The sequence below is a fragment of the Pseudomonas sp. S32 genome (assembly GCF_016648095.1).
Taxonomy (GTDB): domain Bacteria; phylum Pseudomonadota; class Gammaproteobacteria; order Pseudomonadales; family Pseudomonadaceae; genus Aquipseudomonas; species Aquipseudomonas parafulva.
Map to the genome: position 1 here is coordinate 12,761 of NZ_JACVVF010000019.1, position 15,526 is coordinate 28,286.

17 protein-coding genes and 1 pseudogene are annotated in these 15,526 nt (G+C 62.6%); 13 read left to right on the top strand and 5 right to left on the bottom strand.

Annotation, left to right across the window (positions count from 1 at the left end):
• The first annotated feature begins 110 nt into the window (after window positions 1-110).
• From IAE38_RS12565 to IAE38_RS23880, 5 genes are all read left to right on the top strand, one after another.
• Window positions 111-758 (top strand): TenA family protein, encoded by a 648-nt coding sequence (locus IAE38_RS12565; protein WP_201163304.1) that lies wholly within the window; start codon window positions 111-113, stop codon window positions 756-758.
• Complete coding sequence (tenA, locus tag IAE38_RS12570) at window positions 755-1,417, top strand: thiaminase II (protein ID WP_201163305.1); 663 nt, start codon at window positions 755-757, stop codon at window positions 1,415-1,417. Before IAE38_RS12565 ends, tenA begins: the two co-directional genes overlap by 4 nt.
• Before the next feature lie 57 nt (window positions 1,418-1,474).
• A complete protein-coding gene (gene codA / locus IAE38_RS12575) occupies window positions 1,475-2,716 on the top strand; it encodes a cytosine deaminase (protein WP_201217804.1) in 1,242 nt (413 codons plus the stop codon).
• Window positions 2,717-3,089: 373 nt separating this feature from the next.
• Complete coding sequence (locus IAE38_RS12580; protein ID WP_201217806.1) at window positions 3,090-4,076, top strand: DNA-binding protein; 987 nt, start codon at window positions 3,090-3,092, stop codon at window positions 4,074-4,076.
• Window positions 4,077-4,131: 55 nt separating this feature from the next.
• Window positions 4,132-4,305: a DUF6021 family protein gene (locus IAE38_RS23880; protein WP_236403970.1), complete on the top strand. Its 174-nt coding sequence runs from the start codon at window positions 4,132-4,134 to the stop codon at window positions 4,303-4,305.
• Between the two features lie 57 nt (window positions 4,306-4,362).
• Here the strand turns inward: IAE38_RS23880 and IAE38_RS12585 are convergent, their stop codons facing one another.
• Window positions 4,363-4,632, bottom strand: coding sequence for a hypothetical protein (locus tag IAE38_RS12585; protein WP_201163308.1), 270 nt, complete (start codon window positions 4,630-4,632; stop codon window positions 4,363-4,365).
• A 258-nt stretch (window positions 4,633-4,890) separates the two neighbouring features.
• Between IAE38_RS12585 and IAE38_RS12590 the strand changes: the two genes are divergently transcribed.
• The gene (locus IAE38_RS12590) at window positions 4,891-6,447 is read left to right on the top strand and encodes a sensor domain-containing diguanylate cyclase (protein WP_201217807.1); all 1,557 of its coding nucleotides are present in this window, start codon (window positions 4,891-4,893) and stop codon (window positions 6,445-6,447) included.
• On the opposite strand, the gene IAE38_RS12595 is transcribed toward IAE38_RS12590, so the two are convergent.
• On the bottom strand, window positions 6,444-7,163 hold the full coding sequence (locus IAE38_RS12595; protein ID WP_201217809.1) for an MgtC/SapB family protein: 720 nt from the start codon (window positions 7,161-7,163) through the stop codon (window positions 6,444-6,446). The two genes, IAE38_RS12590 and IAE38_RS12595, sit on opposite strands and share 4 nt — an antisense overlap.
• A gap of 390 nt (window positions 7,164-7,553) precedes the next feature.
• Between IAE38_RS12595 and IAE38_RS12600 the strand changes: the two genes are divergently transcribed.
• The gene (locus IAE38_RS12600; RefSeq protein ID WP_028634027.1) at window positions 7,554-8,024 is read left to right on the top strand and encodes a sterol desaturase family protein; all 471 of its coding nucleotides are present in this window, start codon (window positions 7,554-7,556) and stop codon (window positions 8,022-8,024) included.
• Between the two features lie 3 nt (window positions 8,025-8,027).
• Here the strand turns inward: IAE38_RS12600 and IAE38_RS12605 are convergent, their stop codons facing one another.
• Window positions 8,028-8,927, bottom strand: coding sequence for a bile acid:sodium symporter family protein (locus IAE38_RS12605; RefSeq protein WP_201212462.1), 900 nt, complete (start codon window positions 8,925-8,927; stop codon window positions 8,028-8,030).
• 181 nt (window positions 8,928-9,108) lie between these two features.
• Between IAE38_RS12605 and IAE38_RS12610 the strand changes: the two genes are divergently transcribed.
• From IAE38_RS12610 to ku, 6 genes and pseudogenes are all read left to right on the top strand, one after another.
• Complete coding sequence (locus IAE38_RS12610) at window positions 9,109-9,990, top strand: Dyp-type peroxidase (protein ID WP_201217879.1); 882 nt, start codon at window positions 9,109-9,111, stop codon at window positions 9,988-9,990.
• Window positions 9,991-10,081: 91 nt separating this feature from the next.
• On the top strand, window positions 10,082-10,987 hold the full coding sequence (locus IAE38_RS12615) for an aldo/keto reductase (RefSeq protein WP_201217810.1): 906 nt from the start codon (window positions 10,082-10,084) through the stop codon (window positions 10,985-10,987).
• Between the two features lie 4 nt (window positions 10,988-10,991).
• Complete coding sequence (locus IAE38_RS12620) at window positions 10,992-12,275, top strand: NTP/NDP exchange transporter (protein WP_201217812.1); 1,284 nt, start codon at window positions 10,992-10,994, stop codon at window positions 12,273-12,275.
• 204 nt (window positions 12,276-12,479) lie between these two features.
• A pseudogene (locus IAE38_RS12625) lies at window positions 12,480-12,599 on the top strand (general stress protein); the annotation flags it as partial.
• A gap of 125 nt (window positions 12,600-12,724) precedes the next feature.
• Window positions 12,725-13,312 carry a 5'-methylthioadenosine/S-adenosylhomocysteine nucleosidase family protein gene (locus tag IAE38_RS12630; RefSeq protein ID WP_201163315.1) on the top strand — a complete coding sequence of 196 codons (588 nt, stop codon included), beginning with the start codon at window positions 12,725-12,727 and terminating at the stop codon, window positions 13,310-13,312.
• A gap of 81 nt (window positions 13,313-13,393) precedes the next feature.
• Window positions 13,394-14,254, top strand: a complete 861-nt coding sequence (gene ku, locus IAE38_RS12635) for a non-homologous end joining protein Ku (protein WP_201217814.1) — start codon at window positions 13,394-13,396, stop codon at window positions 14,252-14,254.
• A 5-nt stretch (window positions 14,255-14,259) separates the two neighbouring features.
• Here the strand turns inward: ku and IAE38_RS12640 are convergent, their stop codons facing one another.
• Both IAE38_RS12640 and IAE38_RS12645 read right to left on the bottom strand, forming a co-directional pair.
• The gene (locus tag IAE38_RS12640) at window positions 14,260-14,919 is read right to left on the bottom strand and encodes a glycosyltransferase (protein WP_201217816.1); all 660 of its coding nucleotides are present in this window, start codon (window positions 14,917-14,919) and stop codon (window positions 14,260-14,262) included.
• Complete coding sequence (locus tag IAE38_RS12645; RefSeq protein ID WP_028634018.1) at window positions 14,916-15,515, bottom strand: class I SAM-dependent methyltransferase; 600 nt, start codon at window positions 15,513-15,515, stop codon at window positions 14,916-14,918. The genes IAE38_RS12640 and IAE38_RS12645 overlap by 4 nt, the downstream gene beginning before the upstream one ends.
• Between the last annotated feature and the right edge of the window lie 11 nt (window positions 15,516-15,526).

Sequence of the window (15,526 nt, forward strand, 5' to 3'; positions counted from 1 at the left end):
ACAGCACGGTGACTGGTGGCAATTAGCCTTTATTCTTTTGCCTGGCGCGGCGTGACAGGGGCACAAGCATTGCGGTATAGGTCTGCCATCCCTTGATCGAAGGCACTCTCATGACCGAACGTTTCAACCAGGCCTTGCGCCGCCAGTGCGGGCCAACCTGGTGCGCGGCCACCGGCCACCGTTTCGTGACTCAACTGTGCGACGGCACCCTGCCAGACCGCGTGATGATCGACTACCTGGTACAGGACCACCGTTTTCTCGACAGCTTCCTGACCCTGCTGGGCGCGGCCATCGCCACCGCAGACACCTTCGAGGCGCGCCTGCGCCTCGGGCGTTTCGCCGGGATGATTTCCAGCGACGAGAACACCTACTTCCTGCGGGCCTTCGACGCACTGGCTGTAAGCCCGGCCCAACGCAGCGAGCCGGCGGATACGGTGCCCACTGCAGGGTTCAAGGCGATCATGCGCGAGGCGGCCGCCACCCGGTCGTATGCTGCAGCGCTGGCAGTGCTCAATGTGGCCGAAGGCCTGTACCTGGATTGGGCGCTGAAGGCACCGAAGCCGCTGCCGCAGCACTTTGTGCACGCCGAGTGGATCACGTTGCACGACAACCCCGCTTTTCAGGCCTTCGTTGCCTTTCTCCAGGCGGAACTTGACCGCGTTGGCCCGGCCGAAGCTGCCCTGGCTACGGACTTCTACCAGCGCACCGTAGCGCTGGAATTGGCATTCTTCGACGCCGTTTACCCGGAGGGCCAATGAGCATGGATATCTTCGCGCGCTTGAAAGCGGCCGCCACACCGCAGTGGCAGCGTTACGTGGACCACGACTTCGTGCGCCAGATGGGCGAGGGCACTTTGAGCGAGGCGGCGTTTCGTCATTACCTGGTTCAGGACTACCTCTTTCTGATCCAGTTCGCCCGGGCCTGGGCGCTGGCCGCCTACAAGAGCCGGCGCCCGGCGGATATCCGCGCAGCCCAGGCCGGGTTGGCAGCGATTCTGGACGAAACCGACCTGCACCTGCGCTTGTGCGCCCGGTGGGGCCTGAGCCAGGCGGATATCGAAGCGGCAGCAGAACACCCGGCCACCGTGGCTTACACCCGCTACGTGCTGGACTGCGGGGCGGCCGGCGACCTGCTGGAGCTGCACGTGGCACTGGCGCCGTGCGTGATCGGCTACGCCGAAATCGGCCAGGCGCTGGCCGAGCAGGTCGGTGACCTCAGCCAACACCCGTATCGCGAGTGGATAGGCGAGTACGCCGGGCCGGCATATCAGGCGGTGGCCGCGGCGGCGCGTACGCATCTGGACGAACTGGCCACCCGCAGCATGACCGAACAACGCTTCGCCGAGCTGGTGGGCACTTTCGCCCAGGCGTCGAGCCTGGAGGCGGATTTCTGGCAAATGGGACTGGACGCAGCCTGAGCCCAGAGGGCAACCTGCCCGGCACGCAACCCCAGGTAGTGAACGAGGAGCAACGGCATGAACGTCATCAACGCCCGCCTGCGTGGCCGGCCTGGCCTGTTTCGCATCGAATTGAACGGTGCCGCCATCGCCGCCATCGTGCCCCAGCCCGACGTAGTCGCGCCTGGGGCTGCCGGTGACCTGGACGCGGCGCAGAACCTGGTAGTGCCGCCCTTCGTCGAGCCGCACATCCACCTGGACGCGACGCTGACGGCGGGGGAGCCGGAGTGGAACATGAGCGGCACCTTGTTCGAGGGGATCGAGCGCTGGGCACAGCGCAAAGAAACCACTACCCACGACGACATCAAGGCCCGGGCCAAGAAAACCATTAACATGCTGGTGGACCACGGCATCCAGCACGTGCGTACCCACGTGGATGTCACCGAACCCGGCCTGGTCGCACTCAAGACCATGGTCGAGGTCCGCGAGGACGTGCGCCACCTGGTAGACCTGCAGATCGTTGCCTTCCCCCAGGAGGGCATCGAGTCCTACCCCAATGGCCGGGCGCTGATGACCGAGGCGATTGCCATCGGTGCCGACGTGGTGGGCGGCATCCCGCATTTCGAGAACACCCGCGAGCAAGGCGTGGCCTCGGTGAAGTTCCTCATGGACCTGGCTGAGCGCAGCGGCTGCCTGGTGGATGTGCATTGCGACGAAACCGACGACCCGCAGTCGCGCTTTCTCGAGGTGTTGGCCGAGGAAGCACGGGTACGGCAAATGGGCCCCCGGGTTACGGCCAGCCATACCGTGGCGATGGGCTCCTACGACAACGCCTACTGCTCCAAACTGTTCCGCCTGCTGAAACGCTCGGGCATCAACTTCGTCTCATGCCCCACCGAGAGCATCCACCTGCAAGGCCGCTTCGACAACTACCCTAAGCGGCGGGGCGTGACCCGTGTCGCGGAAATCGACCGGGCCGGCATGAACGTGTGCTTCGGCCAGGACTCGATCGTCGACCCTTGGTACCCGCTGGGCAACGGCAACATCCTGCGCATTCTGGAAGCCGGGCTGCACATCTGCCACATGCTGGGGTACGAGGACCTGCAGCGCTGTCTGGACCTGATCACCGACAACAGTGCCCGCACCCTCAACCTGGGCGAGCGCTACGGCATCGAAGTGGGCAGGCCGGCCAACCTGTTGCTGCTGTCGGCGCCCGATGACTACGAAATGGTCCGTAGCCAGGGCCATGCGCTGGTGTCGATACGCCACGGAGAGGTGCTGATGCGCCGCACGCCGGCCCAGGTGCACAGGCGGGGCTGAAGCCAAGCCTAGCGGGGCACCTATAGATGGCCTGGCTAAGGCGCTGAGCCAGATCCGCCCGCTGCACAGCCCGCTATTCGCTGAGCCTGCATTCGCGGCTCCTGATGCCGCCTACGGCGGCTGATTGCTTCCATTCACCACCATCTAATCGATGCCCGCGCACGTCGGCGCATTCGCGTGCGCGCCAGATACCGATGACAGCTTTCGGCCCCTTTAAGCCTAGAGCCTGGTCCCTACCACGCAAAATACCCCTCAAATTCGATAAGCCGTGATTATTCCACCTTAGCTTAGGCTTGAAATATGCACGCCACTGGCTCAAAATTGGTATGTAACTACATGCTACGTACAACAGTACAAAATAGTAGGAGATCCCATGGCCCGCGGTGGCATAAACAAGGTTGTGGTGCAGCAGGCCCGGCAGGCGCTGATTGCCAAAGGCGAGAACCCCAGCATCGATGCCATCCGCATCGAACTGGGCAATACCGGCTCAAAAACCACCATCCACCGCTATCTCAAAGAGCTCACTGGCCAGCAGCCCGTGCCCTCGGAAGGCGGCGCACCGATCAGCGAGGTGCTCAGCCGCATGGTCGGGCAACTGGCGACCCAACTGCAGGACGAAGCCGACCTCTCTATCGAACAGGCTGAGCGGGTGTTCACCGAGCAGCGGGAACACCTGGAACAGGAACTCGCCACCGTTCGCCAGGCACTGGCCGAGGCCCAGCAACAGCATCAGATTGATGTCGCTGCATTGGCAGCGGAGTCCGAGAAGCTGCAAACCGCGCACAGCACGCTACAAACGGAGCAATTGCGCAACGCCAGCCTGAGCCAGTCGCTGGGCGAGTTGCAGGTCCGCCTGGCAGACAAGGAAACACAGGTCAGTTCGCTGGAAGACAAACACCGCCATGCCCGCGATGCGCTTGAGCATTACCGCAATGCTAGCCGGGACCAGCGTGAGCAGGAGCAACGCCGGCATGAAGCGCAGCTGCAGCAGATGCAGGTGGAGGTACGCCAATTACAGCAGGGCATGGTGGTGAAACAGGACGAGCTCACCCGCCTGCACCGGGATAACGAACGGTTGCTGGGCGAGCACCGCCAGGCCTCGGGCGAGAGCCGCGCACAGAAAGAACTATTGGAGCAGCGCGATGCGCAAATCCAGGGCCTGCGCACCATGCTGGCCCAGGCACAGGGCAGCAGTGATGAACTGCGCCGTCAGCTTGCCGTACAGGTGCAAAGCCTGGAGGACAAGCGAGGCATCTGTACCGAGCAGGCCAATCAGCTTGAGCAGTTGCGCGTGCAATTGCAGGGTAGGGATGAGGCGTTGGCGCGGTGCGAGGCTGCGCGCAGTGCTGTGCAAGATTAATCAAACTTTCGTGGGCGGGTGGTTTCTTCAATAGGGCAGCCATTGGAGAATAACCATGACCGGTAACGACAAAGCACCGAACCCCCAGCAGGGGCCTCATTCTACTGATCACGCTGACAAGCCGGACGACCTCGGGTTTGATCCGGATTCACCCAGCGTCGACGACTCTCAAGTGGACCCTCAGGGCCCCGCCAAACCGCCGCGTGACGTAGAGAAAGACACTCAATAAAAAGGGCGGCCATCAGGCCGCCCCTTCAAAACACTGCCAAACGGCCTCGCACGCCCGTCAGGACTCGGCTTTTTTGGCTGCCTCGGCCTTTTTCGCTGCATCTACCCCAGCCGCCGACAGTTTGATCGGGTAGCTGAGGCTCACATTTTCATCGCCGTCCTTCAGCACGCTGCCGTCGTGGATCAGGCCTTCTTGCTGCAGCGACATGAGCATGTTGGCCACTTCCTTCTCGCCCCGGTAGTTATCCAGCAGTTCCTTGCCGAGCCCATGCGGGTGGGCATGGTGCAAACGGGTAAGGACTTCGGATTTGAGTGCGTCGTTGCTCATGGTTACCTCACTTGTCGTATTGGCTCTGCAGCGCCGGTGGAAATAGCCCTGGAGGCATATCCAGCGGGCGCTGCGGTTTTCCTCTACTGCCTGACGATGGTGCCGTGCGCGTCTGCGTGATTGCACACGTCTTGCCAACGCCGCGTACTGTTGAGGCCAAGCCAGGCACAAAGGTTTAATCTTTTTTGCCACCCGTTGGCGCGTGCGTGGCTGGGCTATAGTCAACAGCGTTCAGCAGAAGACGACTTAGGGACTTGAATGCGTGCAGCCGGGGATCAGGATGACCAAGGCCCCCTCGCTCTGACGGGCGAGGGCACACCGGTGTCGCTGTTTCGCCTGGTGTTGGCGTTCATGTTGCTGGTGCTGGTGACATTTGCGACGGTCGAAGGCTGGCGCATCTGGCGCGATTATCGCGATGCCTTCATCAACGCTGAAAACATGGTCACCAACCTGGCACAGGCCACCGCACAGCACGCCGAAGACGCCATTCGCCAAGTGGATGCGATCACCGCCGCACTGGCCGAACGTCTTGAAGGGGATGGCTTCGATCACATCGACCGCCCCCGGTTGCATGCCCTGCTTGCACAGCAGAAGAGCATCATCCCGCAGTTGCACGGGCTGTTCGTGTACGGGGCCGATGGGCGCTGGATCGTCACGGACAAAACCGCCACCCCAGCTGCAGCGAACAACGCCGACCGCGATTACTTCATCTACCACCGCGACCACCCAAGCCGGGCGGTGCGCATCGGCTCAGTAGTGCGCAGCCGCTCTACCGGTAGCCTGATCATTCCCATATCCCGGCGCCTGCAGCATGCCGATGGGAGCTTTGCCGGGGTATTGCTGGGCACCATCAAGGTGGACTGGTTCGTGCGCTACTACGGTGAATTCAAGATCGATGAACGTGGCGCTCTGGTATTGGCCAAGCGCGACGGTACCATTCTGGTGCGGCGCCCCTTCGTCGAGCGGGTGGTGGGGCGCAGCCTGGCCAACAGCGAGATTTTCCGCAATCACCTGCCCTACGCGCCACAGGGCCTGGTGGAAGCCGTTGCGGTGGTCGATGGCACGCCGCGCCTGTATGCCTACCGCGCGTTGACCAGTTACCCGCTGGTGGTGGAGGCAGGGCTGTCCCGGGAGTCCATCGTGGCGCCCTGGCGGCAGGATGCCCTGAAATCGCTGGCTGTGCTGTTGCTGTTGGTGCTGGGCTTCGCAGTCTTTGGCTGGGTAGTGTTGCGCCAGTTACGTGAGCGCATTGCCATGGAGCGTGCCTTGCACCAGGCCCATCAGACATTGAAGGCGCTGGCGCTGACCGACAGCCTCACGGGCCTGGGCAACCGTCGCCGGCTCGATGCGGTGTTCGATGCAGAACTGCGCAGGGCCCGTCGCCAGGGCTACCCACTGGTGGTGGTGATGCTCGACCTGGACTACTTCAAGGCCTACAACGACCGCTACGGGCACCCGGCAGGTGATGCGTGCCTGCAGCGGTTCGCCGCGCTATTGCGCCAAGCCATGCGCCGCCCGGCCGACCTGGCTGTGCGCTACGGCGGCGAGGAATTCACCTTGTTGCTGCCCGATACCGACAGCCAGGGCGCCCAGGCGCTGGTGCGTGAGCTGCAGCAAATATTGCGTGGGCAGATGCTGGAACATGCCGGCAGCCCGCTGGGCAGGGTTTCATTCAGTGCCGGTATTGCCGTGGCGGACCTTTCCCAGCAAGCACTCACCCCGCAGCAACTGCTGGGGGCTGCGGACCTGGCGTTGTACGAGGCCAAGCACCAGGGCCGCGACCGTTACGAAGTGATGGAGCGGGTGGCGGGTTAATCTGCTGCCAGCGCATGCTGTTGCGCCTGCAACTGCCAGCGCACCGAGCTGACGCCTTTTTCCAGGCTTACACGGCTTACCAGCCGCTCCAATTGCGAGGCCGCCTCGGAAGTACCCAGCAGTTCGGCGCGCACTTCCAGCCGGGAAGGGTCTGCCAGGTCTTCGCTGTGCAAGGACTGCAAACGCAGCCCAGGGTCGCTGAGGCTGTGCAGCATCAGGCTGCGCACCTGGATCTCATCCTGGGCCCGGCAGACGATACGCACCTCGAAATGTTGCTCCACCTCACTGGCAGGTACCACTTCCTGGCGGTCCAGCCGCTGGGCAATGTCACGCAGCAGAATATTGGCGCACAGCACCACCAGGCTGCCCAAGGCAGCTTCCAGCAAAAGGCCGAGGCTGCACAGCACGCCGATGGCGGCGGTGCACCATAGGGTCGCCGCAGTGTTCAGCCCACGCACGTTGAAGCCGTCGCGCATGATCACCCCGCCACCGAGAAACCCGATGCCCGACACCACGTAGGCAGCGATGCGTGAGGCATCGGTAGGCTGCATGCCCGGCACCGCCTGGGTCATCAACACGAACAGACAGGCACCGGTGCTGACCAGTGCATTGGTACGCAGGCCAGTGAGGCGCTGACGCAGTTGCCGCTCGGCCCCGATCAGGGCGCCCAGCAGCAGGGCAATGCTGACGCGCAGCAGAAAGACTTTCCAATCCATAGCAAACCTCATCCACGGGCAGGTGCCCGTGTTGGCGTCGATACGTTCGACGCGGTTAAGAAAACCAGAAATGCGCAGGACCACGAAGGGAGAGGAGGAGTGTTGAAACCGTCACCGCCTTGGCAAAGCCGCCAGGCAGTTGAAGCGCTGCCGGACTAGCGTGCCGCGTGGGCCTGTCGCAAGCGACTGGGGCTACTGTCCAATGCAGGACTCCTGTTCAGGGATGCAAAATTGCGGCGGGGACGTTACGCCCGAGGGCAGGGCAGGTCAAGGGTAAAAACATGACAATGGCTTCATCGGGAAAACCCCTACAGCATGCAGCGACTACGTGGAAAAACAGCGCACCAATCGGTAACCTTCACGTCTCTCACACAAGTCGCGGAACGCTCCATGTTGCTCAACATCGCCATCCTGCTCGGCACCCTGGTGGCCATGGAAGGCGTCGGCACGCTGGCCCACAAGTACATCATGCATGGCTGGGGCTGGTGGCTGCACCGCTCCCACCATGAGCCCCACCTGGGCATGCTGGAAACCAACGACCTGTACCTGCTGGCCCTGGGGCTGGTGGCCGCTGCGCTGGTGGCGATCGGCAAGGCCGGGTACTGGCCGTTACACTGGGTGGGCGGCGGCGTGGCGGCCTATGGGGTGCTCTATGTTGCCGCCCACGATGGCCTGTTCCACCGGCACTGGCCGCGCAAACTGCGACCGGTGGGCCGTTACCTCAGGCGTCTGCACCGCGCGCACCGCCTGCACCATGCGGTAAAGGGGCGCGAGGGCAGTGTCTCGTTCGGGTTCTTCTACGCACCGCCCTTGCAGGTGCTGGTGCGCCAGCTGCGACGTAACAGGCGCCCGCGCAACTGAACGCTAGACGCGCTCACCCGTGCCCGCAGCTGCTTCTGGGCTGACGTGCCCACGGCTCACCCACCAGCCGAATGCGGCCGCGGTAAAGAACATGATCAGGCTGTACAAGGCTGCCGGCACGGCCATTGTCGCGTTGTTCAGCAACGAAGGGCTGAGGGCCAGGGCAATGGCCAGGGTGCCGTTGTGAATGCCGATTTCCATGCCAATGGCGATAGCCTGGCGCTTGGGAACATGCAGCCAGCGAGGCACCCAGTAGCCCACCGCCAGGCTGAGCACATTGAACAGCAGCGCCGCCAGGCCCACCACGGGTGCGTACTCCACCACGGTCTGCCAGTCCTTGGCCAAGGCAAGCACGATGGTGAACGCCAGGAACAACGCCGCCACGATCTTCATCGGTTTTTCCATGCGCGCAGCGAATGCCGGCGCTACATGGCGGATCAGCATACCCAAGGCCACGGGCAGCAACACGATCGCAAACACCTGCAACACCTTGGCAAATTGCAGCGGGATCGCCTGGTCCGAGGCCATGAACCAGCTCAGCGACAGGTTGACCAGCAGCGGCATGGTCAGGATCGCGATCAGTGAATTGACCGCTGTCAGGGTAATGTTCAACGCCACGTCACCGTGCGCCAAGTGGCTGAAGAGGTTGGCGGTGGTGCCACCCGGTGACGCCGCCAGCAGCATCAAACCGACCGCCAGGGCGGCCTCCAGGCCCAGGCCGTTGGCGATCAGGAAACACGCTGTCGGCAACAGCACGATCTGGCAGGCCAGGCCGATCAGCACAGGCTTGGGGTATTTCACCACACGGGCAAAATCGGCCAAGGTCAATGACAGGCCGAGGCCAAGCATGATGATGCCCAGGGCCAGGGGCAGAAAGGTGGTCAGCAGAGGGGAGGCGGTCATGGCACAGTCTCGGGCCGGGGATGCCGAGCAGTTTAGGTGGCGCCGACCTGATAGCTAATTGCATATGGCCAGCTTTGGTAACCATTTGTTACCGCGGTCCCTTCACCCGCGCGCTTAACGCGCATTGCAGTAACCCAGGGTGCGCAGTAGCATGCGCGCTTTTACCCAGGACTCGCCCTTCATGCCGTTCCAGCAAGGTCTGCTCGCCACCCCCGTCCCCGTGCATGCTCGTCACCTGTTCTTTTCGATCAACTCCCCAGGCGCCATACCTGCGGCGCTCGATGCACTGCTCAACGAAGTGGATGGCTTGCGTTTGACGCTGGGGGTCGGCGCACCGTTGGCCAAGGTGCTGAACGCCCGCATCGAAGGGCTTGAGCCATTCCCCGTGCTGGACGCTGCCGTGGAGAACCCGAGCACCCAGCATGCCCTGTGGCTGTGGCTGCGCGGCGAAGAGCGGGGCGACCTGTACCTGCGGGCCCAGGCGCTGGAGCAATTGCTGAGCCCGGCGTTCAGCCTGGTTGACCATGTGGAGGGCTTCCTGCACCAGGGTGGGCGTGACCTGACCGGGTACGAAGATGGCACTGAAAACCCCAGCGATGACGCTGCCGTGCACGCCGCGATCCTTGCCGAGGGTGTGCCGGGCCTGAACGGCTCCAGCTTCGCCGCCTTCCAGCTGTGGAAGCACGACCTGCAGTATTTCAAGGCGCTGCCCCAGGAGGTGCAGGACAACATCATTGGCCGCCGGCTCAGCGACAACGAAGAGCTGGATGATGCCCCAGCGTCAGCCCACGTGAAACGCACGGCACAGGAAAGCTTTGCACCCGAGGCGTTCATGGTGCGCCGTTCGATATCCTGGGCCGATACCCGGGGTGCGGGCCTGGCGTTCGTGGCACTGGGCAAGTCCTTTGCGGCTTTTGAGGTGCAACTGCGGCGCATGAGCGGGTTGGAGGACGGCATTATCGACGGCCTGTACCGCTTCACCCGGCCGCTGACCGGCGGCTACTACTGGTGCCCACCCATGGGCGAGGCGGGTGTGGACCTGCGCCTGCTGTTGCAAGGCTGATACGTCAAACATTCAGACACACATCTAGGCGCATCCGAAGGTATCAGGGGCTAGCCTGTGGGGGACACCGCTTCCTCAAGAGGGCCTGACCATGTACGCACGCCGCGATGTTCTGCGCGCCGGGGCGGCTATTAGCCTTATGGCGGCCGCACCGTGGCTGGCCGCCGCGCCCCCAGGCCTGCTCACACGCAAGATACCCGCCACCGGTGAAGCACTGCCCGCTATCGGGGCCGGCACGTCTGGTAGCTTTGAAGTAGAGCCGGGTTCTACGGCCTATCGCCAGCTTGAACAGGTGCTCTCGGCGTTCTTCCAAGGCGGCGGCCGGGTCATCGACACGTCGCCGAACTACGGCGGCGCCGACGTTATCCTGGGGCAACTTCTGGAAGAGGGCGGTTGGCACCGCCAGTGCTTCATCGCCACCAAGATTGCAGCCGACAGCCTCGCCGCAGCCCAGACCCAGTGGGCACAAACCCTGCGTAGCCTGCGCACGGAAAAGGTCGACCTATTGCAGGTACATAATTTGCGCGACTGGAAAACCCAGTTGCCCTATGCCCGCGAACTCAAGCAACAGGGCAAAACCCGCTATGTGGGCATCACCCATTACCTGAACAGCGGGCATGAGGAGGTTGCGGCCATCGTCCGCAGCGAGCCACTGGATTTCATCCAGATCAACTATGCAGTCAATGCCCCTCAGGCAGCGAAGACCCTCTTGCCACTGTGCCGCGACAAAGGCGTAGCGGTGCTGATCAACCGGGCCTTCGACGATGGCCGGCTGTTCGCCCAGGTCAAGGACCAGCCGCTGCCAGGGTGGGCCCAGCAGGCTGGTATTGGCAGTTGGGCGCAGCTATTCCTCAAGTTTGCGATCAGCCACCCAGCGGTTACCGCCGTAATCCCTGCAACCGGCCGGCCAGATCGCCAGCTCGACCAATTGAAAGCGGGTCATGGCCCATTGCTGACCCCGGCGCAGCAACAGGCGCTGATTCAGCAATTTGCGTGACGCGATGACGAACCTGCGGCGCCGTCTGCAACAGCTGCTCGATATCCAGCCTGGTGAAGCACCCGCAGTGCTCGCCGGCCTGCTGTTGTTCTATCTACTGTTCACCGGCTACTTCATGCTTAGGCCCGTGCGTGAAACCATGGGCATTGCGGGTGGTGTAGACAACCTGCAATGGCTGTTCACCGGGACTTTCATCGTCACACTGGTATGCCTGCCGTTGTTCGGCTGGCTGGCCACTAAAGTACCGCGCAGGCTGATCCTGCCGTGGACCTATGGTTTTTTCGCCAGCAACCTGGTGTTGTTCGCCCTGCTCATGGCCCGGTCGCCTGATGCGGTGTGGACGGCCCGCGCATTCTACATCTGGCTGTCGGTGTTCAACCTGCTGTGTATCTCGCTGGCGTGGAGCGTGCTGGCAGACCTCTTTTCCCCTGAGCAAAGCAAGCGCCTGTTCGGCCTGCTTGCGGCTGGCGCCAGTTTGGGTGGGCTCACCGGGCCCTTGCTGGGCGCATTGCTGGTGGCGCCACTTGGTCATGCCGGGTTGCTGGTGCTGGCGGCAGGCTTTTTGGTTGCAAGCATCCAGGCCACACGTTTTCTGCAGCGCTGGCGTGCTGCACAGCCGATCACAAAGCGAGCGCCTATGCCGTCCCGGCAGCCACTGGGCGGGAACCCCTTCGCAGGTGCGACAGCGGTACTGCGTTCACCTTATCTGCTGGGCACTGCCCTGTTCGTCGTTTTGCTCGCCAGTGTCAGCACGTTCCTGTATTTCGAGCAAGCTCGCATCGTTAGCCAGACCTTCACCGACAGTACCCGGCAGACACAGGTATTCGGCCTGATAGACAGCTTGGTGCAAGCACTGGCGATTCTCACTCAACTGTTCCTCACAGGGCGCTTGGCTCGGCGGCTTGGCGTGGGCGTGCTTCTGGTGGCAGTGCCCATGGTAATGGCTGTGGGCTTCATTTGGCTGGCGATGGCCCCCGTGTTCGCAGTATTCGTAGTGGTCATGGTTATACGGCGGGCCGGGGAATACGCACTAGTGCGCCCTGGGCGGGAGATGCTGTTCACAGTGCTACCGGCCGAAGACAAGTACAAGGCCAAGAACTTCATCGACACTGTGGTGTACCGAGGCGGCGACGCCATAAGCGGCTGGCTCAAACGTGCTCTGGATGTAATGGGCGAGCACCCTCAGGCTGCCATGCTGATCGGGGCGGCTATCGCCACCGGCTGGGCTGTGACCGGGGCATGGTTGGGCCGGCGCCAGGCCCGCCTGGACACCCCGGCACCCCACTGACCGCCACGCCAAATACCCGACGACCGCATATTTAACGCCACCGGTCCGATGGCGGCTGTTTAAAGCGAATCACCGCTGATGGCCGCACTCTGAACCCATGTACGGCACAGTTGCCGTGCATCCCGAAGTCCTATGAGGTTTCAGACCATGGCCAACAAAGAGAACAGCCGCAGCGGCAATCAACAAGGCAGCCAGGGCGGTACCAAGAACCCAGGCAACTTTGCCAATGACCGTGAAAAAGCATCCGAAGCCGGGCGCAAAGGCGGCCAGCATTCCTCCAGCGACCAAACCGGTAAAGCCGGGCCAAAAGGCGGCCGTTCGTAAGTGAGGCTACGCGGTGCCGGGTAACCCGGCACCGCGCATTACAGGTAGGCCACCACCCGCTTGCAATGCTGCTGAGTTGACTGACAATAGCTGGGCCCGTTCCTGTCGACTGGAATCAACGCCCGATGATGCTGACCCCGCTGTTCCCCCAAGTCTCGCCTGAAGACATCCTGTTTGTATTTGCGCTCGAAGCCGAAGCCGGCCAAGTATTCGGCCACCTCAATACCGTATTTACCGGCATTGGCAAGGTCAATGCGGCTATCACGCTCACCCGTGCCATCACCCGCCATAAGCCTCGGCTGATCGTCAACCTGGGATCTGCCGGAAGCAAACGCCATGGCAAAGGCACAGTGGTGTGCTGCAATCGCTTCGTGCAACGGGATATGGATGTCACCCCCTTGGGCTTCGCCCGCTACGAGACACCTTTTTCGGATACCCCAGCAGTGCTTGAGCATGGCATGGCCATCTCGGGCTTACCCCTCGAAGCCTGCGGCACCGGTGATAACTTCGAAGTGAGCCACGGCGACGCACCCTATGACGTGGTAGATATGGAAGCCTATGTGCTGGCATTGATCGCCCGCAGTGAAAACATTCCTTTTGTCTGCCTCAAATATATTTCCGACGATGCGGGCAGCGAAGCGGCGAGTGACTGGGCCGTGCAGGTGCACCTGGCCGCCGAGGCCTTCAAGCGGGTGCTCTTCCAGCCCCGGTGAGCCACCGGGCGAACAGGCTAAACCTTCCCTGGCCAATGCAGTCACTTGAGTTATCGGTCCATCATTCAGGGGGCATGCTCAATGGCCAGGGCAATCTGGAAAGGCGCAATCAGTTTCGGGCTGGTGCATATACCGGTCGCGCTGAACACGGCGGTAAGCACCGAGCGAGTCGATTTCGACTGGCTCGACAAGCGCAGCATGGACCCGGTGGGCTACAAGCGCATCAACAAGGTGACTGGCAAGGACATCGACAAAGAACACGTCGTCAAAGGTGTGGAGTATGAAAAGGGCCGCTATGTGGTTATCAGCGAAGACGAAATTCGCAAAGCGCGCCCGGAAGCCACCCAGACCATCGATATCTTCTCGTTCGTTGATGCCGGGGAAATACCCCTGCAGCACTTCGACACGCCTTACTACCTGAGCCCCGACCGCCGGGGCGGCAAAGTGTATGCGCTACTGCGCGAAACACTGGCAAGCACCGGCAAGGTGGCGCTGGCCACCGTGGTGTTGCACACCCGTCAGCATCTGGCCTTGCTCAGGCCGCTAGAAGACGCCCTGGTGATGATTACCTTGCGCTGGCCTGAAGAAGTGCGCGGCTTGGATACGCTGGAGCTGGACACCACCGTTACGCAAGCGAAGCCAGACAAGCGTGAGCTGGACATGGCCAAGCGTCTGGTCAAGGACATGTCGGGTAGCTGGGCACCCGATGAGTATCATGATGCGTTCAGGGAAACGATCATGGAGCTGGTAGAGGAGAAAGCCAGCAAAGGCAAGATTGAAACGGTCGAGAAGGGCGATGCAGGCGGCACCGAAAAAAGCGCCGATATCATCGACCTTACCGAACTGCTCAAACGTAGCCTCGGGGGGAAAGCAGCTGCGGCAACAAAGAAGAAAACCGCACCCGAGAAAAAGCCGGCCAAGCGTTCGCGCAGAGCGTCGTGAGCGCGTCAGAGGGTTTTCTGCAGCCCCGCCAGATAGTCGCCAAACCCTTCTCGGGCGCGGCTCTCGCGTCGGCTGCTGGTGGCCACGCTGTGCTGCCCGCTCCAGCTGATGGCAACCCCTAACGCCTCCAGCCCCCTGACCAGTTGCACATCCTCATGTGCCGCGAGCGCCTTGAAACCACCCACCAGTGCGTAAGCATGCGCACTCACCCCCAGGTTGGCACCATGAATGTGGCGGTGCCCGTCCTTGTCGTCGTAACGGCTGTGATACAGCCGGCGCAGTGCGGCCTTCTGCCATGGCTCCCACCGCTGCACATGCACCGTCCCACAGACCACCTCCGTGCCGCAGCCCAGCTGCGATACCAGCCAGTGCAACGGCACCTGGCTGTCGGCATCGGTGCAGGCCAACCAGGTGGCGCCGCGGTCCAGCATCCAGGCGGCGCCGGTACGCCGGGCTTCGCCCACGTTACCGGCCTCAATCGCCACAGTTTCGATGCCATGGCGCAGCGCAACCGCGGCGGTGCTGTCGGTACAGCGGTCAAGCACCACAACGATTTCAACCCTGTGACCTGCATCGGCAGCGTATCGGGCAGCCAGCAGCGCAGCCTTGAGGCAGCGGCCCAGGCGCCGGGCTTCATTGTGGGCAGGGATGACGATGCCGATCATAAGCAAGTCTCGTCGAGGTCGACCACGCTTGGCTGGGCGGACCAGTAGGCCATGATGAAGTCCGCTTCCTCGTGGCAGAACAGAGGATAGAGGGGAAGGTGCTTTTCCAGCATGCGGTGTACCTCGCGGCCATCTTGAGGGCAACCTGCGATGGGGTGCTTCCAGTGGCAGGTCAGCAACCCGCCGTCATAGGTAAGGCTGGCGACCGACTGCTCGATAACCTGCAACCAGTCTGCAGGGTCCAGGTAATAGCCCACCTCGCTCAGTACGATCAGGTCGAACTGCCCCCCAGGCCAATCCGCTGGCAAACGCGCCACCTCTGCGTGCACATGGGGGGCCTCGGCGAGCCGGCCAAGGGTGAGCCTGATGGCGGTAGGGTCGAGGTCCTGGCACACCAGCGCTCCACAGCGCTCGGCCAGCATGACGCTGAGCTCGCCATTGGCGCACGCCGGCTCGAAGACGCGCTGGTAGCACTGCCGCGGCAGGCTGGCCATCAGCAGGTCCCGCTTGCGCTTCTCGTACCAGCGTGTTCGAAAAGCCCAGGGGTCTTCGTTCGTGGCATACAGGTCGGCGAAATACTCGGCGTCAATGCTCATGGCAGCTCCAT

Bases quoted from the DNA above. Each gene is read 5' to 3' on its own strand.
- IAE38_RS12610 (WP_201217879.1), top strand. From the start codon at position 9,109: ATGCCGTTCCAGCAAGGTCTGCTCGCCACCCCCGTCCCCGTGCATGCT.
- IAE38_RS12600 (WP_028634027.1), top strand. From the start codon at position 7,554: ATGTTGCTCAACATCGCCATCCTGCTCGGCACCCTGGTGGCCATGGAA.
- tenA (WP_201163305.1), top strand. From the start codon at position 755: ATGAGCATGGATATCTTCGCGCGCTTGAAAGCGGCCGCCACACCGCAG.
- IAE38_RS12565 (WP_201163304.1), top strand. From the start codon at position 111: ATGACCGAACGTTTCAACCAGGCCTTGCGCCGCCAGTGCGGGCCAACC.
- IAE38_RS12620 (WP_201217812.1), top strand. From the start codon at position 10,992: ATGACGAACCTGCGGCGCCGTCTGCAACAGCTGCTCGATATCCAGCCT.
- IAE38_RS23880 (WP_236403970.1), top strand. From the start codon at position 4,132: ATGACCGGTAACGACAAAGCACCGAACCCCCAGCAGGGGCCTCATTCT.
- IAE38_RS12585 (WP_201163308.1), bottom strand. From the start codon at position 4,632: ATGAGCAACGACGCACTCAAATCCGAAGTCCTTACCCGTTTGCACCAT.
- IAE38_RS12605 (WP_201212462.1), bottom strand. From the start codon at position 8,927: ATGACCGCCTCCCCTCTGCTGACCACCTTTCTGCCCCTGGCCCTGGGC.
- IAE38_RS12595 (WP_201217809.1), bottom strand. From the start codon at position 7,163: ATGGATTGGAAAGTCTTTCTGCTGCGCGTCAGCATTGCCCTGCTGCTG.
- codA (WP_201217804.1), top strand. From the start codon at position 1,475: ATGAACGTCATCAACGCCCGCCTGCGTGGCCGGCCTGGCCTGTTTCGC.
- ku (WP_201217814.1), top strand. From the start codon at position 13,394: ATGGCCAGGGCAATCTGGAAAGGCGCAATCAGTTTCGGGCTGGTGCAT.
- IAE38_RS12640 (WP_201217816.1), bottom strand. From the start codon at position 14,919: ATGATCGGCATCGTCATCCCTGCCCACAATGAAGCCCGGCGCCTGGGC.
- IAE38_RS12580 (WP_201217806.1), top strand. From the start codon at position 3,090: ATGGCCCGCGGTGGCATAAACAAGGTTGTGGTGCAGCAGGCCCGGCAG.
- IAE38_RS12615 (WP_201217810.1), top strand. From the start codon at position 10,082: ATGTACGCACGCCGCGATGTTCTGCGCGCCGGGGCGGCTATTAGCCTT.
- IAE38_RS12645 (WP_028634018.1), bottom strand. From the start codon at position 15,515: ATGAGCATTGACGCCGAGTATTTCGCCGACCTGTATGCCACGAACGAA.
- IAE38_RS12590 (WP_201217807.1), top strand. From the start codon at position 4,891: ATGCGTGCAGCCGGGGATCAGGATGACCAAGGCCCCCTCGCTCTGACG.
- IAE38_RS12630 (WP_201163315.1), top strand. From the start codon at position 12,725: ATGATGCTGACCCCGCTGTTCCCCCAAGTCTCGCCTGAAGACATCCTG.